This window comes from Streptomyces sp. NBC_01410, from assembly GCF_045040195.1.
Lineage (GTDB): Bacteria > Actinomycetota > Actinomycetes > Streptomycetales > Streptomycetaceae > Streptomyces.
This window is the reverse complement of the sequence record NZ_CP109530.1, coordinates 8,253,883-8,279,235: the sequence shown is the minus strand read 5'-3', so window position 1 is coordinate 8,279,235 and position 25,353 is coordinate 8,253,883. Positions and strand designations below refer to the sequence as shown.

The window sequence follows — 25,353 nt, the reverse complement described above, 5'->3', positions numbered from 1 at the left end:
GCGGCAAGATGGGTGACGCAAGCGGCCCGATCCGCTGGGGAGTTGGCGCTCTCGCAGTCGGCGGTGAAGGCCTTCAGTCCAAGGTCGAGCAGGGTCCCTGTCCTCATGTCGAGGTACCACTTCGTCCCAGCAGGGACCCTGCGTATTCACAGGAGCACGTCGTGGAAATCCACCGTCCCATTCCGGGCAGCGTCTGTCTGCCCATCCCCGCGCAATCCCCGCTGCCACTGCTGCAGTTGATGCGCGAGGCGATCGCCGCCGGGCTGGCATCGGCGGCCACCACGGTGGCCTTGCGGCGCCGTACCCGCCCGCTGCGCACGGCCGGCTACACCGCTGCGGGACTCGGCGCCGGAATCGGCGCAGCGCTTCTGGGCGCCGATGTCGTCGAGGCCGCCTCGCTGGGGGTGAGCGTGACCACCTCGCTGTTCACCCTCTCGCCGCTGCCCGGCGAGCCGGCCGCCGTGCAGGCCGCACAGCCCGAGACGCTCACCGCCGCGCCAGCGAAACCGCTCCCCCGTGCCACGGGGCCGAGGCGGGGTGGGCACCATCGCTGGGCGCGCAGCGCCCGGCGCATCGTCGAACGGCAGCACGGCCGGACGCCCGGCCCATCGGCCGACGCCTGACGGGGAAGGGGAAAAAGGATGCCTCGACCCGAGAGCCCGATCCACGCCGACGCGAGCGACGAACTGACCACGCTCGTACGGCTCATGCGCGAGCTGCGCAACACCAAGGCCATCCCCTACGGAGAGCTCGCCAAGCGCTGCCACTACTCGGTGGCCACCCTGTCCACCGCGGCCTCCGGCAAGAAGGTGCCCAGCTGGGAGATCGTCCAGGCCTACGTCCTTGGCTGTGACCCCACCACGGACCTCCCTGAATGGAAGGAACGCTGGCAGGCCGCCCACACCGTCGAAGCCGACCGGGCACACGTGGCCCGACACGTCGTCCATCACCGCAAGCCCAGCTGGCTGAACCGGCCCCGCACAGCCGAACAGCCCGCCATGCCCTCGCAGTCACTCGCCGAACTCGTCCGCGAGGCCGCCATGGCCAGCGAGAAACAGCAGAACCTCCCCCAACCGGTGCGCTCCGACCCGATGCGCACCGCGCTGGGACTGTGCACCACACCGGCCGACTTCACCGCGCTCCTCAAAGACATCCGCGAACGGGCCGAACTGTCCCTGCGCGACATCACCGAACGCTCCCGCCAGTTCAGCACCCCGATCTCCAAGTCCGCCGTCCACGACATGCTCACCGGACGGAAACTCCCGAGCACCGAACTCCTCCACACCTACCTCCTGGCCTGCGGCCTCGCCCCGGAAAACACCCTCGCCTGGCACCACACCGCCACCCGCCTGAAAATCTCCCAGATCCGCCGGACCGAACACCCCCCCAGGCCCCGCCTGTTCTCCCGCACACACATCAACAGCGAACCGATCTGGCCCCTGCTCATGACCCTGCTCCTAGCAGCCACCCAAATCATCCAACTCACCAACCACTAACCCGCTGTCAGGGCCTGCCGGGCGCATCACACCCGGCAGGCCCTGACCCGTGCCTCGCAGCCCGAAGCCGCCACGGCGAAACTGGTTGTAGCCAGCTACGCGAGATCGAAACGGAATGCCTGTCGCCCGCCCTGAACAAGATTCGCAGGCGCCTGCGAGAAGGCGAGCTTGGTGATCTGAGCCAGCTCAGTGCCGAGGACCGCAGCGATCTTGGCGATCTACTCCAGCGACTGGAGCTAGGGTCTGTTGTGAAAGTGCTGGTCATAGCCATTCGTTGATGGCTGCGACCAGCACGGTGGCTTCGTAGCGGACGGCGAGTTTGTCGTACCTCGTTGCCACTGCGCGATGTCTCTTGAGGCGGTTGATGCCGCACTCGACCGCGTGGCGTTGTTTGTAGTCTTCGCGGTCGAACCTCGGTGGTCTGCCTCCGCGGGAGCCGAGGTTCTTGCGGTTGCGGATCTGGTCCGCTTTCTCCGGGATGGTGCAGGCGATCCGGCGTTCGTGCAGGTAGGCGCGGTTGGCGCGGGATCCGTAGGCCTTGTCGCCCCGGACCTTGTCAGGTCTGGTTCGCGGCCGGCCGGGGCCTTGTCGGGGTACTCGGATCTTCTCCAGGACCGGGCGAAGGTAGGGACTGTCGTGCCGGTGGCCGGCGGTGATGAGCAGTGACAGTGGTTTCTGTCCCTGCTCGGTGGCGAGGTGGATTTTCGTGGTCAGACCGCCGCGGGAACGTCCGAGGCCGTGGTCGTCGGGTTCGGTGACGAAGCCGCCGGGCGGTTCCTTTTGAAGGTCCCCTTTTTACGTGCCCCGGCGGCGTGCTGATGAGCGCGGCAGACCGTGGAGTCCACGCTGACGTCCCACGTGATCAGGCCCTTCGCATCGGCATCGGCCTGCAGTTGCTCCAGAATCCGGTGCCAGGTGCCGTTTCGCTGCCACCGGCGGAACAGGTCGTACACCCGGTCCCACGGCCCGTACCGCTCGGGCACATCCCGCCATGGCGTTCCCGCCCGGGTCCGCCACCGTATGCCGTCTATGAGCTGCCGTCTGGTCCATACCGGCGGCCTCCCGGCCTTCTTGCCGATCGGCAGCAGCGGCTCCAGCCGCGACCACTGTGCATCCGTCAGATCTCCACGCGCCACAACGCATGATCATCACCGATCAAGATCCACTTTCGCAACAGACCCTAGTTGGCTTCTTCGTGGAGCGAGGGCTGGTTGATCTGGAAGACGCCAAGAGTGGCCATACATCGAGCGACGCCGAGATCATGAGACGGGCTACGCCGCCAAGTTTGAACGCTTGATACGACGATCCTGGTCCCGGAACTGCCTATTCATCCGGCCACCTCACCCGCTGTCGGCTACGACTACGCAGGACGAGCCCTGATTGATCTGCGCGAACTCCAGCCACGCACAACGCCTGTGGCTGCTTGACCCGTTACGTCGCAGAGTGTATCTCCCGTTGGGGCCTTCACCGTTCCCGTCAATCCCTCAACCCAGCGACGCAGTGAACCCGCCAGCCTGGGCTTCCGCCGAGGACACAGAGATCTTGCCCCTGTGAGTCACCTCGACCTGGTAGAACTTCTCGCCCTTCGGCACATCCGACACGCTGACCGGGAACGTGCATGCCCGCAGCGAGGATCCATCCGGCTGATCGCCCTTCCCCAGCGCCCCGGACGCCACGACGTCGCCCGCGGCGTTGTACACCGTGACCGACGCGCCACTTGCGATGTCGTCGTAGCCACCACCGCCAGCGCACTCGCTGTCGTCGATCGTTGCCGACGTGGCCCCAGTCGTGAGCAGCAACGTGCCCCTGAGAGTGAATACCCCCGGCTTGTCCGCCCCTCCAGAAGCCTGCAGCCACCAGACCCCACCCACGGAACCGGCACCCACCACGAGGCCGCATAACCCAGCCAGCAGCGGGTTGGACCACCAGCGCCTCCCGCCTGCCCCAGGCACGTGCGGCGGTTCCGAAGGGGGCTTCGGGAGGCCCTGGCCCATCGGAGGCGGTTCGGGCTCGGAGCCAGCCGATGCGGGTTCGTTCGTCGTCATGGTCCACAGGATTCCAGCGCGCCACACAGAGCAACCGGTTCGTCACCACACCGTGACACAGCGCTGGCAGGGAGGTGAGCGCCCGTGGCCGGCAACTCCCACAACAGCAGGCTCAGGCTTCCGGTTGACAGGCTCTGGGATCGAGTGCGGATCCAACGACGATGTGAACGTGCGGGACTTCATGACCAATCAGCCCGGCTTCAGCATCAGCAGTGTCACCATCAACCGCGGCACCAACCAGATCGGCACCGGCAACACCCAGGGAGGGGTGGTGCCGCGGGGCATCGCTGATGGAGTGCCAGGAGGACGAGGTGGACCGGGTGTTGCTGGGGAGCCGCAGCGATCGTGCTCGTCTGCTGTCGCATTGTGTGCGGCAGGTGCGCAGCGCGAGTGGACCGTGCAGGACGGAGACAGCGGATTCACAGCCACAAAAGCACTCGGCCGCTCGGCCTGCCCGTGGGACGCTGATCATTCATGCAGGCCAGGAAAGGAGACGCAACAATGGTCGAGCGGAAGGCGGACGCCGTGAGGGGAAGGGGCAGTACGTGATAGATCACGGCGATGATTACTTCTCCAGCCTTTACGGACGTGCCGACTTCATCCCTTTCGAGCACCGCCTAGCGTCCCTCGCCTGGCTGCGCGACAGGATTGACATGAGCGTCAACCTCGATCTTGCCGAGCTGCGCGAGGAACGCAAGACCGGTGCCCATAGAGTCCCCGGCTGGGAGGGGGAGAGCGACCTGGTCCTCGATGAATCGCTGATCACCCTTGACACGGACACGCGGCAGATCGGCGCCGGCATCATCGTCGTGGCGGCAGTTGCGACCCTCGAGTCGCTGATGAACCAAATGCTGGACCGGCCCACGGACGAACGCCTCCGCAGGGCAGGCCTTTCACGGAAGGCCAACGAGCTGGCGACGCGGTGGCCAGCAGCGATCAACGCGACGGAGTTCTTCGCGCACATTGCATGGCTGAAGGACCGGCGCAACTCGTTCGCGCACCGTCTCATCGACGAAGATCGTGTCGCGCACGACCAACCGTGCGCGTGGACCTTCGACGACGAGATGGCGGACGAGGCACTGGCGAAGGTCGGATCCGTCGCCCGGATTTTGGAAGAGGGCTGGGAGCGGCAGCTCACTGCGCAGGGCTGATGGACTGATGCCCGCTCCCGTTCGAAGTCGGCCCAGATCCCGTGCCGGTTCCCCCGCCGTGCCGTCGCTACGGGTGATGAGCCGGGCCAGGTGGTCGGCGGTGTCGTCTGACTAGACCGAGCGGTTCGGTTTGCGGTTGATCTCGGCGGCCACATCGCTGATCTCGTCCTCGGCGTACGCGGTGCGCACGCCGGAGACGGTGTATCCGGCGGCCCGGGCGAGATCCTCGAGTCGGTAGGGGCGGGTGCCGTGGAACTCCCGTCCGTATGCGAGCAGTCGGCGGATACGGGCGTCCGCCGACTCTTTCTCCGCCCGGGCATCGTTCAGCGCCAGCAGCAGAGGGTCCATCTCCAGGCCGTCGCTTGCCGCCTCGAGGTGGAGGGCGTCGTCCTTGCGCTGCTGCTCGGTCTGTTCACACGCGTCGTCGTAGCAGTCGGCCGGCGTGACACTGCCCGGCTTGGGCATGGGACTGCGCAGGGCGGCGAGTTCGTCGATGAGATGCATGATGCGATCATCTCATTCCATTGCGATGATCGCAATATTCTGGCACGAGGTTGGCCGGATACGTAGGGGGCACGGTCCAACTCTTCGGCGGCAGCTCCTCGTTCGCCTTTGCGCGGGAAAGTCACGATGCAGGGTCCGGGGAGAGTGACGGGTTTCCGTCGGGGTGGTTGTTGATCCAGGACAGGCCTCCGAGGTCGAGGCAAGTGCGGGTGCGGGTGACTGCGACGTAGGCAAGACGTGCTTCGCTGTCGTCGATCGGGCCGGGAATCGGGCGGCCGTTGGCGTCCTGCTGGTCGGTGTCTTTGGGTGGGGTGAAGTCGGCGGCGATCCTGACGCTCGCCCATTCACGGCCTTTGGCCCGGTGGGCGGTGGAGATGGTGATGTCGGCGTGTGCCTCGGGGGTGAGTTGGTCGACGGCGGCGAGGATGACGTCCGGACCGTGCTGGTCGATCAGGTCGACGAACGGCTTCAAGTCACCTCCGGCAGGGTCGTGTTCGGCGTAATCCTGCAGTTCGCCCCAGGAAGGGAAGAGGAGGAGCTCGGAGTGCCAGGTGCGGCGTCCTTCCTTGAGGTCGCGGGCGGCGTTTGCCAGGGCGCGCAGGCTCTCCCCTCCCCCGGCCAGTGCCACGCGTTGGCCGGCGGCGAGATAGGTCATGACTTCGGTCATGGCGCCGATGTTGGTCCGGCACAGCACCGCGTCAGGGTCCTCAACGGGGGCGAGTGAGGTGGAGATCGCGTCGGTGCCCGCGAGGCGGATCGGCGCGTCGGCGATCGTGAGCCACCGGTTGGCCTCGTCGGCGAGGCGGGGGCCGAAGCGGAAGGACTGCGACAGGGACAAGGCGTGGCCGTCGAAGCCGGCCATGACGTCGCGGGCGCCGCGCCAGCCGTAGATGGCCTGGGCTGAGTCGCCGACCATCACGAGCTGGGCGTGGTCACGTTGGGCGGCGAAGACGTGTTCGAGGACGGGGTTGGTGTCCTGGGCTTCGTCGAGGAGGAGGAAGTCGGCGTCGATCTTCGGGTCCGACAGGGCCCAGATCTTCAGGTAGTGGTCGTGGTCGAAGCGGACCACGCCGTCGTCGGGGTGCTGGAGGTCGGCCCAGGCCTTCTGGGCGAACGGCAGAACCACGTGGGCGAGTTGGGTGTGCAGGTCGGGGTCGTCGAGGCCCCGCAAATGCGGGACGTGGTGGCGGGCGAGGGTGCGGTCGGCGGAGTGGCAGTAGCGGGTCACCGTGCGCAGCACGGCGTGGGACAGAGCCTTGGGCGTCACCTCGCGGTCGCCGATACGGACGGACTTGGTGATGCCCAGGGCCGTGCCGGTCTTCCAGCCCGCTTGGCGGGGGCCGTTGAGGCGGCGGGCATAGCGGTGGCCGATCGCCGCGAACGCGAGTGCGTGGGCGGTCTTGCACGTCACGGTGGCGGGGAAGCGGGCGGCTGCATCGTGGGCGATGGCCTTGTTGAACGCGATGTAACGCCCGCGGCGCCGGGTAGCGGAGGCCAGCAGAACAAGGGTGCTGGTCTTCCCGGTACCGGCGCCTGCCTGGAGGGCCAGGTGGTGGCCGGCGCGGAACGCGTCGGCGGCTGCGGTCTGTTCATCGGTCGGATTCAGCATTGTCGCGTTCCAGAGAGGGTGAGGGTGCGGCCAACGGCGGCCAAGAGCATGCCTGGGGTGGTGCGGTCCAGCAGGGCCTTCAGGGCGTGGTCGAGGCGCTCGGCTTCCTGACGGGCGTGGCGGGCGAGGGCACGGTGGATGGTCTGCTGGAGGAAGACGCGGGGTGTCTGGCCCATCTGTTCGGCGGCGTGGCGGATGAAGGCGTCGGCGGTGGGGCTGAAGGCAGGGGTGAGAAGGACGTGTCCGTCGTGGGCCGGGTAGTGGGTGGCGAGGACGTCGAGGGGCAGCAGGTCCTTGAGGCGGTGGTGGGCGCGGCTGAGGGCCCGGCCGGGATCCTTCGCCTTCGCCACGGTCATCAGGCGGGTGGCGTCGTGGTTGGCGGCGAGTGGCATGACGCGGGCGGCACGGGCGAGTTCAGTTTGGGTGGCGGGCCGGGTCAGGGTGATCTCAAGAGCGTGGTGCGGCATGGTCACGCCTCCGTGGCGTACGGGAGGACTGCTCCGTCTGCCGGTGGCGGCGGACTGGCGCTGTCCGGCCGGTGGAGAGCGCCTCATCCGGCCAGGTGCCCTGGCTGGAGGCTGCGTTTCATGGCCGTTCCCGGCGGCCGGTGGCGGGGAGGCGGGCGTGAATGTGCTTGTGATGGAGCAGCGGGTCGAAGACCTCCCAGTCCGCCAGCGCCAGGTCCGCAGCTGCGGGGGCGGCGGCGTGGTCTGGGCAGCGCTGGGTACGCCAGCGCAGCTGCTCCGCATAGGGCAGGTGGGTGAGGTCGTAGACGGCCATGTCGGCGGCGGGCAGGGCCAGTTGCCCGCGGGCGGCAGTGGCGGGCATGAGCACCCAGACCCCTGCGGGGCCCTCGACGGCGAGGACGGGGTGGGGGCAGCGGTGGCGCCGGCGAGTCTGGGCGACGCACTGGATGTCATCAACCGGGCGGGCAGCGAGGTAACGGCCGTACAGAATCTGCACGACGGGCCGGGCCGGCCGGCACACCGGCCCAGATGCAGGGGTCGGTTCGCCGTCCGGAGGCGGCGCGAAGGCGCCAGTATCGAGCAGACGCCGGGTGCGCAGCGCGAGGCGGCGGCGCAGTTCGGCCAGGTGCGGCGTCAGCGGCTCGGTGGGCTCGCGTGCTGGGCACAGGACGGGGTGCGGGATACGGCACCACCGGGTGCCGTCGCTGGCGGCGTGCGCGATGCCGGAGTCGACGTGCCAGCGGCAGGAGGCAGGGACTGCGGCTGCGGCGAGTTCCTGCGGGTGAAGGCCGACGGGTCGTCCTTGGGTGCGGGTGTACCAGTCGATGCAGTTGCCGCAGTCCGGGCACCGGCTGGGCTGAGCGGTGCGCAGGAGCCGGCTGGGGCTGTCCGCGTCAACGCGCAGCGCCCGCAGGTGTCGAGGGGCTGCGGGGGTGCCGTCCCAGCGTCGGCCGGACGGGGTGGTGAGGGAGCACATGTCCGCGAAGGTGACAGGCGACGCGCCGCAGGCACGGTGTCCGGGCCGCCTATGTCGCGCGAACGGTCCAAACACTGGGAACTGATGCGCGATTCATCGCACGTGTGCGCGAGGTCGGTGACCGGATCGGGTGATCTGTCGACAGCGGTGCAGCCGGGGCTATTTCGCAGCTTCGGCGGGAGGGGTGTGGCCGTCGCAGAGGATGGCGAAGAGGTGGTCGACGGGCACGCCCAGGGCATGAGCGAGGGCGTGCCAGGTCTTCAGGGATCCGATGGTGCGGCCCTGCTCGATTTCGATGAGGGTGCGCCTGGCCAGGCCGCTGCGGCGGGCCAGTTCGTCGTAGGTCCAGCCGCGCTCGCTCCTCAGCCGCGCCAGCTCCAAACGGAGGGCGGTGAGGTTCGGGTCGGGCGGGAAGATCGTCACCCCACCATCCGACGGTGCAGACACCTGCCCTGTCAGTGCAGACCTCTGCCCTATTTCCGCAGGTGACCGCCCCAGCGGCAGGGCAGAGGTCTGCACTACGGTGCGGCCAACACCCCCGCTCCCCCCATCGAGGAGAGCGGTAAGCGGAGCGGCCCCGCGCCGACGGAAGGAGGAACGCGCGCCCCATGAGGCTGTGCACCACGCACCCACCGGTGCCCCGCACCTGGACCGTCGAACTACGCTCCCAACGCGGCGGACCGGTGCTCCACTGCCCGCGATGCTCCCCCAGCGGCCAGCTCTTGCAGGCAGCCTCGGCAAGGCAGGCAGCCCTCGCACACCTGGCCCGGCACGCCCACAGCGACGCCCTCCCCGCGCATCTGCGCATCTGTCAGTGCCATGAACGCGGCTGCCGCTGGCACACCCGCCACCGCGGCTGCGCCGGACCCATCCTGCTCGTCCTCACGCGCGAAAACGGCGGACGCATCTGGCGCCTGGCCGATGCCTGCGCCGCCTGCGCAGCCGCCACCCCGTACGCGGCCGTCGTGCCCGACACCGCTCTCGCTGCCCCGTCGACGCGGCATCCGCCCGGTGACAAGCCCGGCTCCGGCCGCGTGAAGCGCGCCAAACGGCGACGTGGCCCGTCCGAGCAGGTCCGCGTCCAGGACATGCTCAGCTACCTGGCATCCGCCCTCCCCACCGGCACCAGCCCCGAGGCCCGGCTGCTCGCTCTCCAATGCGTGCTGCGCGCCGACAACCACGGGCAGGTACGGCTCCGCTTCGGGCTCCTGCGCGGCATGCGTCTGGCCCACGACCCCACGCCCTGGCACGAGTTGGAACGCCACCGCTGGCTCCACCTTGGGTCGCAGCAGAGCACCACCTGCCCGCACGACCAAACCTTCACGGCCCAGTTGGTCGACCCCCTGACACGGGAACCCGGCCGCGCTGACCGTCGCAGTGCCGCCGACTGGGCCCTACGCGTCGCCTTCACAGCACCGCTCAGAATGCTGCCCGCCAGTGCACGACTGACCGCACTGGGCCTCGCCGCACACCACTCCCCCGCCCACGCACGCACCGGCGTTGAAACCGACCGCCTCAGCCGCGCATGCGGCACCACACCCGCAGAACTCGGCCCGCTGCTCGATCAACTCGTCACAGCCGGGACGATCAAAGCCTGGGCCTGCGACCCGCACATCGAAGAGCTCCACTGGGCCCCCTCACGCCCCTCAGTACGCCCTGTCGGGTGAGGCCGACTCACCGCAATGCTGTCGTGGCCACTCCCGGATTCCCGGGATACGACTCCCTTGTTGCTGGGATCACCGCCCGCCGAAAGTGCACGTACTGGAGGTGAGCCATGAACAAGCTCGCGGGAAACCAAGAGGCACACACGATCCCGAGCACGACACCCCTGCTGGCGAAGCTGGCGCAGAAACGAACCGCCTGGAGCCTGTGGATCGCCACGGCCGTCATGGCGGCTATGGCTGTGGCCTTCGCGATTCCCAGCCGGTCGATGCCCCACCCGGAGTGGCACCCATGGGAACTCACCCTGGTGGAGCCCGTCATGCTCGTTGCGTACGCCTTCCCAGGGTTCGTGGTGGCCAGGCGCCGACCGCAGAGCCCTATCGGATGGCTGCTGTTGTTCTCCGGGTTCGGAGCAGTCCTCGACTCCCTGGGGGAGGCTTACGGGCTCTACGCGATTTCCCGAGGCCTGCCGGGGGGTGTCTTGGGCGCGTGGGTGGCGAACTGGGCCTTCGCGTTCTACCTCTTCCCGGTCTATTTCCTGCTGCTGCTCTTCCCTGATGGGCGATTGCCGTCTGCACGCTGGCGGACGCCTGCTGGCATCGTTGCCGCCTGCGGGGTGTTGGTAATGCTGTTCGCGGCCTTCGTGCCGGGCCCGATTGACCCTGACTACTTCCCGACGGTGCCCAATCCGGTCGGCACATCAGTGCTGTCGTTCGCAGCCCGGAATGAAGGCGTGTTCTCGTTCCTGCTTGTCGCGTGTCCGTTTCTACTAGCGGGCGCCTCCCTACTCCGGCGGTTTGGCGCCAGTGGTGGGGTAGCGCGCCAGCAGATCAAGTGGATGGCGTTCGCGGTGCTGGTGGACGTGGTCATGGTGGCTCTCGTCGTGACCTGGAACCAAGGTGTGGTGGGATCGATTGCGGTCGATTTGGCCAGTGTGGCGCTGAGTGCGGCCATCGCGGTCGCGATCGTGCGCCACAATCTGTTCGATATCGACCGGATCTTGAGCCGGTCCCTGCTCTATGCAGGGCTGACGGGGTGTGTGGCCGGGCTCTACATCGGGTCCGTGAGCCTCTTCGGACTTGTGCTGCAGCACTCAGCCTCCGCGGTTGCCGCGCTGCTGGCGACCGGCGTGGTCGCCGTTGCGCTGCAGCCGCTGCGTGACGTGCTGCAGCGCCTGGTCAGCCGGCTCGTGTACGGCTTACGGGACGACCCGTATGCGGCACTGGCCCAGCTCGGCCGCCGGCTAGAAGCGGCCACTGATCCGAAGAGCGTGCTGCCGCAGGCTGCTGCGACGGTGGCCGAGGTAATGCGCCTGCCGTATGTGGCCATCGAACTCGACGACGCCACGGCGCCCGGCGCAGGCACGGCACGCGTCGCCGCCCACGGCACCGAATCCCCGGTCGCGCTGCGGCTGACGCTGGCGCATCAGGGAGAAGAGATCGGCACTCTGCTGGTGGCAGCACGGGCGCCCGATGAGGCTTTGTCTGCCGCGGATCTGCGGCTGTTACGGGATGTTGCCCGGCACATCGCACAGGCCGCCGCCGGTGTTCGGCTGTCCCTGGCACTTCTGCGCTCCCAGGAGCACGCGGTCGCTGTACGGGCGGAAGAGCGCCGACGCCTGGCCCGCGACCTCCATGACGGCATCGGCCCGGTCCTCACCGGCGCCACCTGGACCCTGCAGGCGGCCACCGCCAAGCTGCGGACCAATCCCGACGCCACGCACGACCTGCTGAACACCGCGCTGGTCCACATCCGGCAAGGCGCGCAGGACCTGCGCCGGATCTCCATGGGCCTGCGCTCCCCGGTCGACCAACTCGGACTGCGCGAGGCCGTCCTGGCCTACACCGACCGCGTGTCCCTGGCCGTACACACAGATCTGCCGCAGCACATTCCCCGGCTTGCCGCGGCAGTTGAAGAGGCCGCGTACTGGATCCTGGTCGAGGCGGTGGCGAATGTGCTGCGGCACGCGGAAGCCGCCAACTGCTGGATATCCCTTGAAGTGGGCAACGACGCACTCCAGATGACGGTCGCCGACGATGGGCAGGGCCTGCCCCCGCGGATGCGCCCGGGGGTGGGGGTGGGGTCCATGCGCGAGCGTGCCGCCGAGATCGGCGGCAGCTGCGAGATCCGGCCGCGGAGTGGCGGCGGTACCGAGGTCGTCGTATGCCTGCCCGTCAGTCTGCCAGGCGCAGAAGACACCGGCCTCGCCGAACCGAGCAGGAGCGTGTGATGGAGCAGGGCATTCGCGTCGTGATCGCCGACGACCACCCCTTCACCCGCTACGGCCTGCGCGTCTTACTGGAGTCGGATCCCGGAATCACTGTGGTGGCCGAGGCTTGCGACGGCCGTGAAGCGCTACGCCATGTACTCGAGTTCCACCCGGATGTCGTCGTCATGGACGTACGGATGCCAGGCGGCGACGGCCTGTCGGCCACCCAGGAAATCCAGCGAGCCCGTCCCGGCACCAAAGTCCTGGTCCACTCGGAATACGAAGCAGACCCCACGGTGATGGCCGCCATGCGGGCAGGTGCTTCCGGCTTCCTCCTCAAAGCCGGAGACGATGTCACGCAGCTCACCCGGGCGGTGCGTGACGTAGCGGCTGGCGCCTGGATCTTCCACCTCTCCGACACCGCCCGCATGCGCCCCTGGTTCGACCAACTACGGACCGCCCGCCGTGACGGAGCCTTCCCCCAACTCACCACCCGAGAAAGAGAAATCCTCAACGTCATCGCCATCCCGAAACAGACCACCCGCACCGCCGCAGCCCGCCTCGGCATCAGCCACAAACGCGTCGAGAACGCCCTGACCGACATCAAGGCCAAACTCGGGGCCACCGACCGTGCAGAACTCATTGCCCTAGCCCGTGCAGCCGGCCTCGGAACGCCGCCCTGACCCACCAACCCCGCCGCGTCGGTAGACCGCTCCCGTGACCGCGGGAACCCTCCCACCGCACCCTGGTCTCAACAGATTCCGAGAATTTTGAGGGATCCAAGGCGGAAAGGGAGGGGCGGATGCACCAGGAACAACGGCAGCTCGGCAGCAAAGCCGAAGCGGCGCACAGAACACGGAGTTGGGGCAGGACCGTACGACTGTGGACACCAGCCATCGGGACCGTCATCACCACCGTGATCACGATCTACCAAGCCTGGCACGGCCAGCCACCCGGCTAACATTCCACACGGCACACCAGCCAAAGGCTCACCCAAGCCTGAACAACAGGCCCCTGGGTGAGGCCTTTTGGGGGCATCCCCGATGGACATCGGAGCCGCCAAGCATGGGACGGGTCGGCGCGTACTGATCGACATCAATCCCGGGTTAAGCCACCGTGCCATCGGCATCATGCTCATCCTCTTCGGCCCGTCTCTCGCCAGGGTCGTGACGATGCGCATGGACGAATTCCGTGAAGGCCAGAACGGGATGGAGGTCGTGTTCGCCAGGCCCCGCCGTACTTGCGCTGACCGGCCACTCCGAGCAGGCCACCCCGGCCCCGCTGAAGCGCCTCAAAACAGCTGAAGCAACCACCCAATTAATTCCAAATCTGGACCACGCCCCGCGAGGGTCAGGCGAACACGCCAAGAGATTCCAGAGCCTTGACTGTCCGAGAAGCGATTTGGCCGGAGAAAGGCCATGCCGCCTAAGCTTCCGGAGGTACCGGAACCGGCGAGGACCGCATCCCGATTGACGCGCAACTCACGTGCACGCGGGGACTGAACAGGTACTCCGGTGACCGAATCCCACCCGACGAGCACCGGCCCGGGCCGGCTTCCGGCGGACGCGACCCCGAAGACAAGTCAGCTACGGCCATGGGTGAGGGGTAGCGACTGGGCACACGCTCTCGGCGTCTAGGGTCGAGAGGATCAGTCAGCATGCTTCATCCGCGAGGTGGTCATGTCCTCTCCTGTTCCGGGCCTGCCGGACCAGCTGTTTCAGCACTTCGGTCGCGCTGGATTGCAACGGTTCAGCCGGGCCGATCTGGTTGGCGCCCAGATGCCTGGCTCGGCCCGGGCATTTCTTGAAAGCACGGGCGTGCCTCAGTCGGTGGCGCCCTACTTCCAGGGTCGCGGCCTCACGGAATCGGTGGCGCTCGGTGTTGTTGCCGCTCAAGAGCTGCAGCTGCGGGTTCCTGCAGAGTTCGAGCGGTGGCTGCGGATCGGTTGTGACGGCCGGGCGCATCTGTGCGTCCGGCCGAACGGCGCGGTGGAGGCGGTCCTGCTGGTCGAGGGTGGCGAGGACATGTTCGTGAACAGCGACGTTCATGCGTTTGCGGCGTCGCTGCTGGCTCTGGATCGAGCCCAGCCTTTGGTCGCGGCCTCCTCCGGGCTACAGGAGGCGGCCAGGGTGTTCCGGGACCTGAACGCGGAGCTGCGTGGCATTGACAGGCAGGCGTTCGCGGAGCGGGAGAGCTGGTGGCCCCGTGTCCTGGACGACGTCCGCCACACCCTGAACTTCCCGTTCTCCGCTGCTTTCGAGTACGTCGATGAGATGGGCAGCAGGCAGACTGTCACCGAGTCGACCGGGCCGGGGCTACGCCATCCGGAAGAGATTCTGTGGCAGCGCCTGTCCGCCAGCGGCGTGCAGCCACGGCAAGTGCGCCGCGTCTACTGCGAGCTGGAGCCGTGTCTCATGCCGGGGCACTACTGCGCTCTGTGGCTGCAGGCCACGTTCCCCCATGCCGAGTTCACACACAGTTTCGACTATGGCAGTACGGCGGAGTCTCGCGAGGCAGGGCTGCAGGAGCTGATCAGGCACGCCGCGGAGCAGGCGAGGCGGCAGTGACCCGTTGGGAGCCGCCGGCCGCCGGTCGTGAACCTGCTGCGGCTGCTGTGCTGGGCTGGCTGGCTGACCCAAAGGCTCCGCATCTGTGTCTTGTCTCCGGTTCTGCAGGTTGCGGCAAGTCGACGCTGCTCGCGTGGCTGGTGCGCCATGGCAGCAGGAGCGCCACCCCGGCCGAGCGTGCCATCCATGCGGTGTCGCCGTTTGCTGGGAGCAGTGCGCGGGGCACGGTCTGGGCTCTGGCTGCTCAGCTGGGGCTGTCGGCACGCACGCCCGGGGAGCTGGTGGCGCAGCTAGCAGCGGACACGCGGCGGGCCGCAATCGTCATTCCTGATCTCGCCGAGAGGGCTGTCGCCGAACTTGTCCTCGAGCTTGCGCGGCTGCCTCACGTCCGATTGATCGTCGAGGCTCGCACAGGCAGTCCCGCGCACGGCGTCCTTGCCGGCAACGGGTACGCGGAGCTGGATCTGGACCTCGCGCAATGGCAGGACACGCGCCGCTTCGAACAATGGCAGGCCGCACTGCCCCCGCGGGGCGAGGCTGACGCCGGCGCGAGGGCAGCTGATCCTGTGGACCTCTCCAGCCCAGAGGCTGTGTGCGCGGCCGACCCTTGGGTCGTCACGGCGCTGTACGAGGCAGATGCGGCAGAGGATCACGGCGGACTGCGATCTTCATGGTTGAAGGCAGGACAGTCCCTGTGCCGTGAACAGACACCCGCCACCCGGGCATTGGTACTCCTGGCCGCACTGGGCGACATGGCCGATCCCCGGCTGAGACCTGCTCTCGCCGGGCTCGCTGACGAGGCTCCGTGGCAGGTGGACTGGACCCTGACCAAGGGGGACGTGACTCCGCCGTGGACCGGCCCGGTGGCCGCCCTGACGCTGGGAGAAGGTTCGCTGGATGGCACCGTCCTCGCTGCGGATCACCTCGGCACCGTACGAATCCTGACCTTGCGCGACGGCGTGCCGCATGGGCGCCTGTCACCGGCGGTGGGGGTGGTGTCAGCGCTCGCCGTATTGCTGGACGGCACGTTGCTGGTGCTGGGCGAGGCCGGAGGCGTCCATGCGGACCGTTCCGGAGCGCAGAAGAAGTCCGGCTCCGGCATGGAGGCATTGCTGGAGGGCCCGGACGAAGCCGACGGCCTCATCACCTCGCTTCAGGGACAGGCGGGTACTGCGCTCGCTTCCGCTGGAGACGTGGTCGCGCTCGGAGACGCTCTGGGGACGGTGCGGGTTTCCGGTGAAGCGGTCGCTAGGGCGGCGCTCCATGACGGGCCGGTCAGCGCAGTGGCCGTGGTGAGTCTGCCGGTTGACGACGGGACGATGCTGCCAGTCGTCTACAGCGGCGGCGTGGATGGCAAGGTGCGCGCGTGGTCGCCCCTTGAGGATCCGATGCGCCTGCCGGTGGTGGAGCGTCGGCAATCGGTGGTGGCGCTTGACGCCACCTACGGAGACGAGGGCCCCCTCGTCGCTGTGGCGTGGGCTGATGGGCTCGTGGAACTCCACCAGCCGGACACGGGCGGCCATTTGCGCTTCCGCCCAGGCGCTCCGGTCCGCGCCGTGGCAGTCACGACGCAGGGTTCTGTGGTGGTGGGCATGGACGAGACGGTCGTGCGACTCTCGCCCCGGATCCGCCAACCAACCACCCTCTGACGCCACTAATCAGCCAGTCACTGGCTTGATCCATTCCCCCCGGCCCAACCGAGTTGACGATCATTCAGGCCACAGTCGAGGCTGACGAGACGACGCCGACGACGGGGGTTCAACGCGTGGGGAAACAGCTGCCGGACGACTTGGTCGAGGTCCTGGACCTGATCGGCATCGACTGGCCACAGATCGACGAGGACGAGGTCAAGTCCTCGGCCAAGGACTACCGGAACCTAGCCGACGGCATCCGCGACGCGGTCAAGGAAGGCAACAACGCCTGCTCGCACATCGTCGGCGGCAAGAGCAAAGGTGCCACCGTCGCCGCCATCGACCGGCGTTGGGGCAGGCTTACCACCAGAGACCTCGCCACGTTCGCCAAAGGCTGCGACGAACTGGCCGACGCGCTCGACGAGTGCGCTGGGCTCATCCTCACCTGCAAAATCGCCATCATCGCCAAACTCACCGCCACGGCCGCTACCGCGACCGCAGGCGTCATCGGCATGTTCTTCACCGCCGGACTCAGCGGCCTGCTCTCCGCGGCCGCCATAGCAGCGGCGCGCCTCATCATCCAGGAGGCGATCGACTACGCGATCGGCGAGATCACGGCCATAGTCACCGACAAGATCGAGGCCAAGATCCTTGCGGAGATCGAAGAACTCTTCAGCGACCGTCTCGGCGCCGGCGCCACCTACGACGTGATGGCCTCGGGCGAGGCGGACATGGCCCAGGATCTCGTGATCGAGTTCGACGAGTTCGACCGCGCGTCAGGCGACTACAAGAAGACAGCGGACAACTTCGACAGGAAAAAAGGCACCTTCAAAGGCGGCGGGACCCACCGCAAGACGTCGGTCAAGAAGGACAGCCGCTTCCACAAGCTCGCCACCGTCATGGACAAGGCCGAGGACGCGGTCGACAAAAAGTCCGACGAAATGGTCAAGACCCTCGAAGACCACGGCGGCAAGATCGACAAGAGCAAACGCGACCAGCGGAAGGAGGACGAAGAGCGCAAGCGCGACCTCGACCGTTGCAAGGTGGACAGCGGGGACACCCCCATGTACCTCCTCAACGCGGACGGCTCCGTCCAGACACTCAGCGCGAACGGCACAACCGGCGACGTCTCCCGCACGGACAAGTCCGGGATCTGGAACATCCTCGAGAAGGACGGAACGATCTGGCGCCCTCCCAAGGGAGACAACCCCTACACCGTCCCGCGAGGCCGTACCGGACCGGCCATCAGTTCCACCAAGATCCAGCCCGGCAGCAGCGATCTGTCACGCGCCACCGAAATCGCGCGCTTCGCCAAACAGGACTACGGCGGCACCAACTTCGCCGCGGCCCGCTACATCAACCCGCAGACAGGCAAGCCCGTCATCCTGGTCGGCGACAGCGGAGGACCGCACTCCGAACGGCTCATCGGCTACCCGGTCCTCCGGCACGGACAGGAGAAACACATCCAGACGGTCTACACCGAACGAGAACCCTGCCAGCTCAGCCCCAAATGCGACCAATGGCTCGACATACATTTCAAGTCGAAAAACCCAGCACTCGAAGTCGAATACGCCAATGACTACGACCAAGCAGACAGGTCCACCGCACGGGACAAGGAGCATCGTGACTACATGAGAGACTTGAAGAAGCAACACCAGGAACAAGGACATCCGTAACCCCGGGAAGACGACCGCATGCTGACCCACATCCCTGCCTCCACGGTCATCGAGACGTTCGGACTCACGGCCGTCACCTACTTCCCGCGCACAGCCGGTGGCCACCTCCACGAGCCCACCGCCAGGTTCCTGTCCTGTGTCGGCCTGCCCGAGAACTCCTTCTACTCCCCAAGGCTCGACCTGGAGAACCAGGCATCCCCACGGCTCAGCAACTCCCCGACCCTCAAAGCACACTTCGAGGCCGACGGAGCAGAATGCCCACCTGAGGCCGAAGGCTGGGAAGTGCTGGGCGGCTTCATCTACGCCACCGTCGCGCTCGACCCACGAGACGGCAAGATCTACGCCTTCCCCGAAGGGGAAGAGTTCTACGTGCCCATGCACGCCGACGTGTCATCGCTCGTCCACTCCCTTCTCGTCCTGGAGCAGGGGAAGGCCGACTACAAGAACCTGCCGCACGACGACGAAGGTGCCGCCGGCGCCGAGGCAGCAGAACGCATGAAACAGCGCATCACCGAAGTCGACCCCACACCCTTCGCAAGCGCCGACAGTGAATGGGAAAAACTCTTCGAAGAGATTTCCTTCGGCATGTGGGGATAGGCACCCCCATCGTCTTCCGGTCTCATCCCGGCTGAGGCAGCCCAGCAGTTTGCTGGCCGTGGGGCGCGAACGCCACATCAAGGGTCGTCCTCCGGGTACGGCTGATTTGATCAAGGAGCCCCGCCCACGCGGAACTTGCCGTCCACGAGGGGTGACGCGGACCAGATCATCGATGACGTGATGAGTGAAGGCTGGAGACGTTCTCACCGTCGGCACCACGCAGGTCGTCACCGCTCCGGATTCCGCGCGCCGCTCAACGAGCCGGCCCACTCCCTGGACAGGCGGTGGCAGCCGCACCCGATAGCCGGCCCTCACCCCCTGGCGCATGACCGACCGTGGCATCGCCACGGAACGCGCCCGGCCGTGAACGGCCGTAGCCCGGGCGAAATACGCGCCGAACCTCGGGGCCCTGACGATCAGCGAGGACCGTGCACCGGGTGCAGCGGTCCTCGTTCTGAAGAGGCAGCGGGCGGGCGGGCGGCGGTTCAGCCCGCCTTCCGCCTCGCCATGCCACCCTCCGCGCCTGGCAGCGCGTTGCGGATGACGGCCTTGCCGGTGATCGCGCGGGCGATGGTGTGCGTCGCACCGAGCACGACGATGAAGGCGGTCACGATGAGCGCGACAGCGACGTCACGGCGTGAGGTCAACTGGCCTGTGAAGTACAGGACGCCGACGGTCACGATCGCGGTCGGTGCCACGGCGCCGTAGATGCGCTGGCGGATACGCGGCGGCAGGACGGGGATACGGATCCCGACCTTGCGGAACCACGGAGAGTCGGACGGGACGAGGCTCAGCGGGACGGGCTCGTTGCCCTCAGAATCGTTCACCTGCGGGTCCTTCTGTTCCAGGGGGACAGGGGTACTGCGGTGGTGCTGGGTCCGGGCTCGACGCCGCTGGGTGCGGCGCCGGGTTGCCGGAGAAGCGTCAGGGCCGGCCACGGCGACCGCGGCCCAGGCGCTGGTCGAGGGTCTTTGCCGTCATCTCGTCGCGCGCGACGATGAGGTCGGGGATGTCCCCGCCCTCCTTCAGGGTGTTCATGAGCAGCTGCGAGCCCTTCCACGACGGCAGCATCCGGCTGGCGTCGGCGAGGGGCCGTACAGCGAGCCCGTGCGCGGCAGCTACGAGGACGATGGCGGAGTCGAGCACCGTGCCGGAGTAGTGCATGGCCACCGGGACGTTGTGGCTGAGGAGGGCCTCGGTGATCGCCGAGCAGGTGTCGTGCACGTAGTCGATGTGGGGGTAGTGCTCCTCGAGGACGGATGCGAAGCGGATCATCTGCCGGGGCAGAACGATGTAGCCCTGCTCGGCGGGCTGCCGACTGGTGTCCTCGCTCAGCTCCTCCCACTCCCCTTCGGGCAGGCGGAGCCGGTAGGCGGAGGAGCAGTCCGCGGTGAGGCCAGAGTGGGCGGTGGCCACGGCGGCGGTCAGCTGCGCACCGGGCACCTTGACGAGGATGGACAGCGACATCACGCGAGGATTGCCGGTGATCAGCAGGTCCCTGAGCGAGCCGGTGAAGGAGATCGAGACCACCGGCCGGTCGTCCAGCACGCACTGGCGCACGAGGGCGATCCGGTCCTCGGTGTCGCCTTTCGCACCGACGAGTTCGACGTCCATGGCCGCGGAGGCGCTGAAGGCCGTCAACCCGGCGCGGATGTCCGTGAAGACCTGTTCGCGCGCGGCCTGGGCCGTCGTCTCCCAGAACTCGGCGGCCCCCGGAACTCCCGCCGGCGGCCGGCGGCCGGGATCGGGGGTGTACTCGTCGCGCAGCAGAGCGACTTGCTCTTCGTTCGTGCGCGGGCCGGGGACCAGATCCTGCGCGTCGTTGACGTCCGGGTCCCGGGACAGTCCGGTCCGGATGCCGCTGATGGAATCGACGGCCGTCTCGGCAACGCCCCGGGCTATCGCGGACGAGACGTGGAGCGGCGGCTGAGCGCCGCCAGCGGGACCGCCATGCGTCTTCACCAGTGCCTCCGTACAGTGAGATTGGATCAACGATCAGTGTTCGGAACCACACTACCTTTCGCGCGCACCTTTGCGAGTTTCCACCTCCAGTAGGCCACTTGGCCATCTTGTCGGCCTACCCGCCCCCGCGCACCACCGCGGAGACCGCCGACGTCGCGCGCCGCGCGGTGCCCGGAATCGCGCCAAGTGGCGGCGGGTCATGCGGAATCGATCACCCATCAGTCGCGGGGAAAGCCTTCCCACCCCGATCGACCTGGGCTGACGCCGAGGTTGGCGGGCCGGCTGGACGAGCCGAGTCGGGGCAGCTGATGCCGCGGCGCCCACCACGCGCAGCGGCACAGCCGTTTGACCAGGCTTCAGGTCGGGGACTTACAGAGGCGACAGTTTCTCGTCATGTAGCGAACGCAACTACAAAAGACGCGCACTATGACACTACAGAACCACTACGCTGGACCGGCGGAGAAAACCTCCACCTTGGCACCCGCATGCCCGCGTACGACTTGCAGCAGGAGGCACGCCATCTTGTCCCTGGCCGGAGCGGCTGGCGCGCCTCCCTTATGAGAGAGGGATCTTTGTGCCCGATACCCAGCAGACTCGTCCGACCGTCCGCCCGAAGGACAAAGAGCGCCACGTCGTCGTCTCGGTGCGATTCCCGGAACGGCTGTTGCAAAAAGTGAACGCCTTCGCCGCCGTCAAGGACGCGACCGCCAACGCGGTGATCCGCGAAGCCGTCGAGGAGCACATCCGCACCCAGGTGCGGACCCCGGAGTTCCAGGAAGCGAGCAGGGCTCACATCCAGCGTGCTCAGGAACAAGTCGCTGCCGTCCTGGACGACGAGGAAGCAGCGGCCATCGCATCGTGAACAGCACGCCTGCAGCGTCGCGGGATGCGGCAGCCTCCTCTCCGGCAGAGGAATCAAGGCCTGATTCCCTCACACGCACCACTGACCACACAGTTGCGCAGCGACGGAGGCGGGGCCCGCCCGTGCGGGCCCCGCACGTCGCGGCGCCCCCACAGCTGCGGCCGGCACCTGAGCCGGTCAGCGACGGGCGCAAAAGTCGTGGAGCCGTTCAGCCAGGCGCCGGTCAGGTCGGCTGACGATGGCGCATCCACTGTTACGGGAGGCGAGCCGGTTGATCTCGGCTTCCAGTCCGCCAGTGGGCGGGCTGGCCGCTGATCCGTTGTGCCGAACGTAGCGGGCGAAGATCTCCAGACCTTCGAGGAATTCGCCGTCCGGCGCTGAAGCGCCAGTGGAAGCATGGATGACCTGCCGGTACCAGTGCTGCGCCTCCCTGCTCTCGCCCAGCTCGAGGTGGTGCAGATGCAGGCAGTAGGCGGCTGCCCGATGACCGGCGCCGGCGGCGATCTGCCACCAGAACTGGGCGCTTTCGGGGTGGCCGGTGAGATAGAGCAGGCAGGCGAAGACGAGCGCGCCCTCGATGTCGAGCTGATCCTCGGTCAAGTGGATGCCCGCTTCGGGATCGGCTGCCAGTCGATCCATGTGCAGCGCGGCGCCCGGCTCGTTGAGGACCCAGCGAGAGACTATGCCCAGGCGCTGTCCTGCCTGCGATGCCCTGTACACCTCGGCCGCGGGTGCCGCCAGTGCGGCCTCGGCCGCCAGTCGGCACAGCGCTGCCGGGACACTGAAGGTGCGGGGGACGGGAGGGGAGACAGCGGCGTCTGCCAGAAGGTCATCGATGGCGGAGGTCATGTGCGCTCCCCTTTCTTCGTGTCGGCGGGCAGTCCCAGCTGGACGCGGAGCCGTTCCTTGGCCTTGCGGCCGTGGTAGTCGACGGTGCGCTCGTTGAGGCCCATGAACCACGCGATTCGGGACGGCGGGTAGCCGAGGAGGTGACGCAGCACTATGACGTCGAACTGCCGGGGCGGGAGGGCGGCGATGGCTTCGTACAGTCCCGTGTTGCCGTCCATCAGGCTGAGCTTGTCCCGGGCGGCGCCGAGCACGGTGGTGACAAAGGCCGGGCCGCGGCCCTCGCTCTCCAGCCGCTCGTCCACGGTCCGGCGAACGATCGCCCAGGCCCGCTGCTCGAAGTTCCCGGCCTGCAGAAGGTCGTCCCAGCTGGTGAGGATGTCCAGGAACACGGCGTGGACAACGTCTTCCGCGGCGCTGCGGCTGCCGAGCTGTATGTGCGCGTAGCCGTGGAAGAGTTCCTGATGTCCGAGGTAGAACGCTTCGAAGTCCAGCGGGAGCGCCAGCGGGTCGCGCACCGGTTGCGTGAACCTGCCGCACGGCGTGGCATCGCCCTCATGGACGTGCTCGCCGTTCAAGCCGGCCTCCCATGAGTGTGGGTCATCACGGATCCTCTGAAGGAGGGGCAGCACGTCAACTCTGGCGTACCGGAGGCCCGTTGGGTCTCACCACCCACCTAAGCGATTTCGGCGGCCGAACACTCACGCCCCACGGGAAAAAGGATTACCGACTGCTCACCCTTGGCCACGATGAGGTAGATCATCCAGCCAGGTGGAGGCACGAAATAGAGGCTGAACAGCGGCGATTCCACATGGGCGGGCGCGGCAGGGCTGCCAGCTCAGGCACTGAAGTGGCCCAGATCACACACCAATTGGGCGGGGAGCGACGCACTGCGAGCCGAACCGATCGCTTGTTGGCGAAGCGACCAGCACTTGAGCAGCTTGACCGGCATCAGGCAGAGTCTCCGCCAGCGCACCGCCGCCGCCCATCTCACCCCGCGCAGGCAAGCGGCCGTGCTAGACGCCTTCAGGCCGCGACTGGGCGCTACGTGTCGTCTCCAGACCGCCGTTGAAGGGGCAGCCTGCTGGGCCTGCGACTACGTAGGTCGGCATCCCCCGACGCGAACAGGCATCGTCGTGGTCGGCCGCCGTCCGCGCCGGGGCACGCCGGGGCACGCCGCCCCCTGGGAGACGTGGAATCTCGCTCGGCCCGGCCGACCTGGCCGTCAGGCATCCGGTTCCGGGCCCCTCGGACGTGTACGTCTACGGAGAGGCAGTCACCCGCTCGATGCGGCCCTCCAACGCATATTCGTCCACGATGTCTTGGAGGCAACCCAGTGCCCAGCAACGAGCGCACGCCCATCGCGATCGCAGTGATGGGAGCGGCCTTCGCCGCCTACCTTGCGGTTTCCAACCCGTCCCTGATCCCGGCTATCACTCTTGCCGTCGCCGCCTTCGTGGTGCTTCTGGCGTTCCTGAAGTTGTAACGCCGTGCCGAGCGTTGGAGCACCCAGCGCGGCGGCGTGCAGCGGCCAGTTCCTTCGAGACCTGACGCTGGACGCGGCTGCGCTGGGTGCCGGTGACTCGGTCGGGGCGGATTGCAGTCACAGTGACGGCAATCCGCCCCGACCGTGCGGCCCACTGGTGTGCTAACTGACCTTGGTCTTCATCCGGCTGGAAAAGTTCGTCCTCGGGCATCCGGATCCAGGCCCTTCTGACGTGTAGGCGGGTGAAGGCGCTGCCTTCATCGCTGAAGACACCTCACAGAAGGGAGCTGAGCCCGATGGCTTGGCCTGAGATCCCATGGGGGGACGGTGCGTACACCACCCGCCATGGCACGCTGCCGTGGGTGATGCGTGAACGGAGGTCACCATGACCGAAGAAACGTGCCCACCCGCCTTCGACAGTGACCCCGACAAGCGGTTCGCCGCTCTGAGACGTCCATTATTGTCGGCAGCTATGGCGAGATCATCTGACCGAGACTTTGCTGAAGACGCGGTTCAGATCACCATGGAGAAGGTATTCAAACGATTTCCCGAGTTGGGTGAAATCAGTGACAGTCGACTAGTTCAGTATAGTCGTAAGGTTCTTTCGCACGTAATCATTGATGAGTTTCGAGCTAACAAGAAGCTCCCGATCATCCCGGTTCCGCCGGAAGACCTTCCCGATGGAACCTCGTCGCTGGGTATTCCGGAATCAGTTCTTGTTGCTGAACTGCGGGCCGAGATCTACAAGTTCATCTCGGAGTTGCCCGAGCGTCAGAGGCAGGTCGTCAACCTCGCGGTGGTGAGGGAACTTCCGCTAGAGCAAGTAGCGAAGGAGATGAACGTCGATGTGGAAACCGTCCAGAGGTATCTCAGGACGGCCCGCCGACGGTTGGAGAGGACAATGGTTGAGTCATCCGAGGAGGTGTCAGCATGAGCAGTTGGATGTTTGATGAAGAGCGAGAGGCGTTCGCCCGCCTGGTCCTGCTGGAGCTCTTTGACCAGGCAATGTGTGAGGAAACCGGGTTGGGCGAGGTCTCTGACCTGCTCATTCACCAGGGGGGTCGGCCTTCGGGCCGGCCCCCGGCCGGGGCCTGCCTGGTGTGGGATGAACGCCCGTTCCGTGTGCGTGATCTCATCGGTGATCTCATCGCCAATGGCCGTCAGCGAGAACGTCTCTTGGAGCTGGTCAAGCTAATCAACAAAGAGACGAAATCCCCGATCACGTCTGCTGAGGCGAGAAGAGTCGCTGAGATCGCAGAGGCAATCGGTGACCTAAAGGTCGCCTACCGCTGGTGGTGCAGGGCTGCCGCCTCTGGCGATGAGGACGCGCGGGACTATCTAGAGATTCTCAAAGAGGATTTGGGGGTGGTAAGTGATGTTCCAGATGAGGCGATCAAGGAAAGACGCCTATTCCGTGAACAGTTCATGCTCCGCCAGGTCAGAGTCTTAAGGAGTCTCTGCAGTCGTGAGCGTGTCGCAGAAAAGGAACTGAACGATCTTTTCGGGGAGATCGAGCAGTTCCTTTCCAACCCTGACCAGGTAGCAGATGGAGGAAGGCGTATTTGAAGAAGATTCTTTGGTGATCCCTTAGCTCTCTCGTGCAGAGA

At 67.0% G+C, this 25,353-nt stretch carries 26 protein-coding genes; 15 read left to right on the top strand and 11 right to left on the bottom strand.

The annotated features are described in order from the left end of the window. Window positions 1–161 precede the first annotated feature (161 nt). Window positions 162–623 (top strand): hypothetical protein, encoded by a 462-nt coding sequence (locus OG741_RS37675; protein WP_405593850.1) that lies wholly within the window; start codon window positions 162–164, stop codon window positions 621–623. Between the two features lie 18 nt (window positions 624–641). Further along, window positions 642–1,496 (top strand): helix-turn-helix transcriptional regulator, encoded by an 855-nt coding sequence (locus OG741_RS37670; protein ID WP_405593852.1) that lies wholly within the window; start codon window positions 642–644, stop codon window positions 1,494–1,496. A gap of 261 nt (window positions 1,497–1,757) precedes the next feature. Here OG741_RS37670 and OG741_RS37665 read toward each other — a convergent pair. Both OG741_RS37665 and OG741_RS37660 read right to left on the bottom strand, forming a co-directional pair. Continuing rightward, a protein-coding gene (locus OG741_RS37665; RefSeq protein ID WP_405593854.1) for an IS5 family transposase occupies window positions 1,758–2,632 on the bottom strand; the annotation gives its coding sequence in 2 pieces (ribosomal slippage) (window positions 1,758–2,240 and window positions 2,243–2,632; 873 coding nt in all). Between the two features lie 348 nt (window positions 2,633–2,980). Continuing rightward, window positions 2,981–3,541 carry a hypothetical protein gene (locus OG741_RS37660; RefSeq protein ID WP_405593856.1) on the bottom strand — a complete coding sequence of 187 codons (561 nt, stop codon included), beginning with the start codon at window positions 3,539–3,541 and terminating at the stop codon, window positions 2,981–2,983. 311 nt (window positions 3,542–3,852) lie between these two features. Here OG741_RS37660 and OG741_RS37655 point away from each other — a divergent pair, with 311 nt between their 5' ends. Next, window positions 3,853–4,692, top strand: coding sequence for a hypothetical protein (locus OG741_RS37655; RefSeq protein ID WP_405593857.1), 840 nt, complete (start codon window positions 3,853–3,855; stop codon window positions 4,690–4,692). A 111-nt stretch (window positions 4,693–4,803) separates the two neighbouring features. On the opposite strand, the gene OG741_RS37650 is transcribed toward OG741_RS37655, so the two are convergent. The 5 genes from OG741_RS37650 to OG741_RS37630 form a co-directional block, all read right to left on the bottom strand. Continuing rightward, a complete protein-coding gene (locus tag OG741_RS37650) occupies window positions 4,804–5,196 on the bottom strand; it encodes a hypothetical protein (RefSeq protein ID WP_405593859.1) in 393 nt (130 codons plus the stop codon). A gap of 121 nt (window positions 5,197–5,317) precedes the next feature. After that, window positions 5,318–6,802 carry a UvrD-helicase domain-containing protein gene (locus OG741_RS37645; RefSeq protein WP_405605322.1) on the bottom strand — a complete coding sequence of 495 codons (1,485 nt, stop codon included), beginning with the start codon at window positions 6,800–6,802 and terminating at the stop codon, window positions 5,318–5,320. Continuing rightward, the gene (locus tag OG741_RS37640) at window positions 6,799–7,272 is read right to left on the bottom strand and encodes a hypothetical protein (RefSeq protein ID WP_405593861.1); all 474 of its coding nucleotides are present in this window, start codon (window positions 7,270–7,272) and stop codon (window positions 6,799–6,801) included. Before OG741_RS37640 ends, OG741_RS37645 begins: the two co-directional genes overlap by 4 nt. A 118-nt stretch (window positions 7,273–7,390) precedes the next feature. Next, on the bottom strand, window positions 7,391–8,248 hold the full coding sequence (locus OG741_RS37635) for a DUF6083 domain-containing protein (RefSeq protein WP_405593862.1): 858 nt from the start codon (window positions 8,246–8,248) through the stop codon (window positions 7,391–7,393). A 159-nt stretch (window positions 8,249–8,407) separates the two neighbouring features. Further along, window positions 8,408–8,671 carry a helix-turn-helix transcriptional regulator gene (locus OG741_RS37630; protein WP_405593864.1) on the bottom strand — a complete coding sequence of 88 codons (264 nt, stop codon included), beginning with the start codon at window positions 8,669–8,671 and terminating at the stop codon, window positions 8,408–8,410. A 185-nt stretch (window positions 8,672–8,856) separates the two neighbouring features. Here OG741_RS37630 and OG741_RS37625 point away from each other — a divergent pair, with 185 nt between their 5' ends. The 8 genes from OG741_RS37625 to OG741_RS37590 all read left to right on the top strand — a co-directional run bounded on the left by OG741_RS37625 (window position 8,857) and on the right by OG741_RS37590 (window position 18,590). After that, on the top strand, window positions 8,857–9,915 hold the full coding sequence (locus tag OG741_RS37625; protein WP_405593867.1) for a hypothetical protein: 1,059 nt from the start codon (window positions 8,857–8,859) through the stop codon (window positions 9,913–9,915). Between the two features lie 107 nt (window positions 9,916–10,022). After that, window positions 10,023–12,140, top strand: a complete 2,118-nt coding sequence (locus OG741_RS37620) for a histidine kinase (RefSeq protein ID WP_405593869.1) — start codon at window positions 10,023–10,025, stop codon at window positions 12,138–12,140. Then, window positions 12,140–12,802 (top strand): response regulator, encoded by a 663-nt coding sequence (locus OG741_RS37615; protein WP_405593871.1) that lies wholly within the window; start codon window positions 12,140–12,142, stop codon window positions 12,800–12,802. The genes OG741_RS37620 and OG741_RS37615 overlap by 1 nt, the downstream gene beginning before the upstream one ends. A gap of 119 nt (window positions 12,803–12,921) precedes the next feature. Continuing rightward, window positions 12,922–13,080: a hypothetical protein gene (locus tag OG741_RS37610; protein WP_405593873.1), complete on the top strand. Its 159-nt coding sequence runs from the start codon at window positions 12,922–12,924 to the stop codon at window positions 13,078–13,080. A 718-nt stretch (window positions 13,081–13,798) separates the two neighbouring features. After that, on the top strand, window positions 13,799–14,686 hold the full coding sequence (locus OG741_RS37605; RefSeq protein WP_405593876.1) for a nucleic acid/nucleotide deaminase domain-containing protein: 888 nt from the start codon (window positions 13,799–13,801) through the stop codon (window positions 14,684–14,686). Beyond that, complete coding sequence (locus OG741_RS37600) at window positions 14,683–16,335, top strand: hypothetical protein (protein WP_405593878.1); 1,653 nt, start codon at window positions 14,683–14,685, stop codon at window positions 16,333–16,335. Before OG741_RS37605 ends, OG741_RS37600 begins: the two co-directional genes overlap by 4 nt. A gap of 116 nt (window positions 16,336–16,451) precedes the next feature. After that, the gene (locus OG741_RS37595) at window positions 16,452–17,993 is read left to right on the top strand and encodes a nucleic acid/nucleotide deaminase domain-containing protein (protein ID WP_405593880.1); all 1,542 of its coding nucleotides are present in this window, start codon (window positions 16,452–16,454) and stop codon (window positions 17,991–17,993) included. Between the two features lie 18 nt (window positions 17,994–18,011). Continuing rightward, window positions 18,012–18,590, top strand: coding sequence for an SUKH-4 family immunity protein (locus tag OG741_RS37590; protein WP_405593882.1), 579 nt, complete (start codon window positions 18,012–18,014; stop codon window positions 18,588–18,590). Window positions 18,591–19,075: 485 nt separating this feature from the next. On the opposite strand, the gene OG741_RS37585 is transcribed toward OG741_RS37590, so the two are convergent. Continuing rightward, window positions 19,076–19,417 carry a hypothetical protein gene (locus tag OG741_RS37585; protein WP_405593884.1) on the bottom strand — a complete coding sequence of 114 codons (342 nt, stop codon included), beginning with the start codon at window positions 19,415–19,417 and terminating at the stop codon, window positions 19,076–19,078. A 97-nt stretch (window positions 19,418–19,514) separates the two neighbouring features. Further along, window positions 19,515–20,552, bottom strand: coding sequence for a hypothetical protein (locus OG741_RS37580; RefSeq protein WP_405593886.1), 1,038 nt, complete (start codon window positions 20,550–20,552; stop codon window positions 19,515–19,517). Between the two features lie 574 nt (window positions 20,553–21,126). On the opposite strand from OG741_RS37580, the gene OG741_RS37575 reads away from it, so the two are divergent. Continuing rightward, window positions 21,127–21,414, top strand: coding sequence for a hypothetical protein (locus OG741_RS37575; RefSeq protein WP_175331491.1), 288 nt, complete (start codon window positions 21,127–21,129; stop codon window positions 21,412–21,414). Window positions 21,415–21,591: 177 nt separating this feature from the next. On the opposite strand, the gene OG741_RS37570 is transcribed toward OG741_RS37575, so the two are convergent. Beyond that, window positions 21,592–22,263 carry a hypothetical protein gene (locus OG741_RS37570; protein WP_405593889.1) on the bottom strand — a complete coding sequence of 224 codons (672 nt, stop codon included), beginning with the start codon at window positions 22,261–22,263 and terminating at the stop codon, window positions 21,592–21,594. After that, window positions 22,260–22,838, bottom strand: coding sequence for an RNA polymerase sigma factor (locus tag OG741_RS37565; RefSeq protein WP_405593891.1), 579 nt, complete (start codon window positions 22,836–22,838; stop codon window positions 22,260–22,262). The genes OG741_RS37570 and OG741_RS37565 overlap by 4 nt, the downstream gene beginning before the upstream one ends. Before the next feature lie 758 nt (window positions 22,839–23,596). Between OG741_RS37565 and OG741_RS37560 the strand changes: the two genes are divergently transcribed. From OG741_RS37560 to OG741_RS37550, 3 genes are all read left to right on the top strand, one after another. Continuing rightward, on the top strand, window positions 23,597–23,746 hold the full coding sequence (locus OG741_RS37560) for a hypothetical protein (protein ID WP_405593894.1): 150 nt from the start codon (window positions 23,597–23,599) through the stop codon (window positions 23,744–23,746). A 385-nt stretch (window positions 23,747–24,131) separates the two neighbouring features. Continuing rightward, window positions 24,132–24,680 carry a sigma-70 family RNA polymerase sigma factor gene (locus tag OG741_RS37555; RefSeq protein WP_405593896.1) on the top strand — a complete coding sequence of 183 codons (549 nt, stop codon included), beginning with the start codon at window positions 24,132–24,134 and terminating at the stop codon, window positions 24,678–24,680. Beyond that, the gene (locus OG741_RS37550; RefSeq protein WP_405593898.1) at window positions 24,677–25,312 is read left to right on the top strand and encodes a hypothetical protein; all 636 of its coding nucleotides are present in this window, start codon (window positions 24,677–24,679) and stop codon (window positions 25,310–25,312) included. Before OG741_RS37555 ends, OG741_RS37550 begins: the two co-directional genes overlap by 4 nt. Window positions 25,313–25,353: the final 41 nt, after the last annotated feature.

What these genes read in the sequence shown, in the direction of transcription:
- OG741_RS37635 (WP_405593862.1), bottom strand. Translation starts at nt 8,248, where the DNA reads ATGTGCTCCCTCACCACCCCGTCCGGCCGACGCTGGGACGGCACCCCC.
- OG741_RS37650 (WP_405593859.1), bottom strand. Translation starts at nt 5,196, where the DNA reads ATGCATCTCATCGACGAACTCGCCGCCCTGCGCAGTCCCATGCCCAAG.
- OG741_RS37615 (WP_405593871.1), top strand. Translation starts at nt 12,140, where the DNA reads ATGGAGCAGGGCATTCGCGTCGTGATCGCCGACGACCACCCCTTCACC.
- OG741_RS37555 (WP_405593896.1), top strand. Translation starts at nt 24,132, where the DNA reads ATGACCGAAGAAACGTGCCCACCCGCCTTCGACAGTGACCCCGACAAG.
- OG741_RS37610 (WP_405593873.1), top strand. Translation starts at nt 12,922, where the DNA reads ATGCACCAGGAACAACGGCAGCTCGGCAGCAAAGCCGAAGCGGCGCAC.
- OG741_RS37620 (WP_405593869.1), top strand. Translation starts at nt 10,023, where the DNA reads ATGAACAAGCTCGCGGGAAACCAAGAGGCACACACGATCCCGAGCACG.
- OG741_RS37670 (WP_405593852.1), top strand. Translation starts at nt 642, where the DNA reads ATGCCTCGACCCGAGAGCCCGATCCACGCCGACGCGAGCGACGAACTG.
- OG741_RS37660 (WP_405593856.1), bottom strand. Translation starts at nt 3,541, where the DNA reads ATGACGACGAACGAACCCGCATCGGCTGGCTCCGAGCCCGAACCGCCT.
- OG741_RS37605 (WP_405593876.1), top strand. Translation starts at nt 13,799, where the DNA reads ATGTCCTCTCCTGTTCCGGGCCTGCCGGACCAGCTGTTTCAGCACTTC.
- OG741_RS37625 (WP_405593867.1), top strand. Translation starts at nt 8,857, where the DNA reads ATGAGGCTGTGCACCACGCACCCACCGGTGCCCCGCACCTGGACCGTC.
- OG741_RS37550 (WP_405593898.1), top strand. Translation starts at nt 24,677, where the DNA reads ATGAGCAGTTGGATGTTTGATGAAGAGCGAGAGGCGTTCGCCCGCCTG.
- OG741_RS37570 (WP_405593889.1), bottom strand. Translation starts at nt 22,263, where the DNA reads ATGACCTCCGCCATCGATGACCTTCTGGCAGACGCCGCTGTCTCCCCT.
- OG741_RS37590 (WP_405593882.1), top strand. Translation starts at nt 18,012, where the DNA reads ATGCTGACCCACATCCCTGCCTCCACGGTCATCGAGACGTTCGGACTC.
- OG741_RS37640 (WP_405593861.1), bottom strand. Translation starts at nt 7,272, where the DNA reads ATGCCGCACCACGCTCTTGAGATCACCCTGACCCGGCCCGCCACCCAA.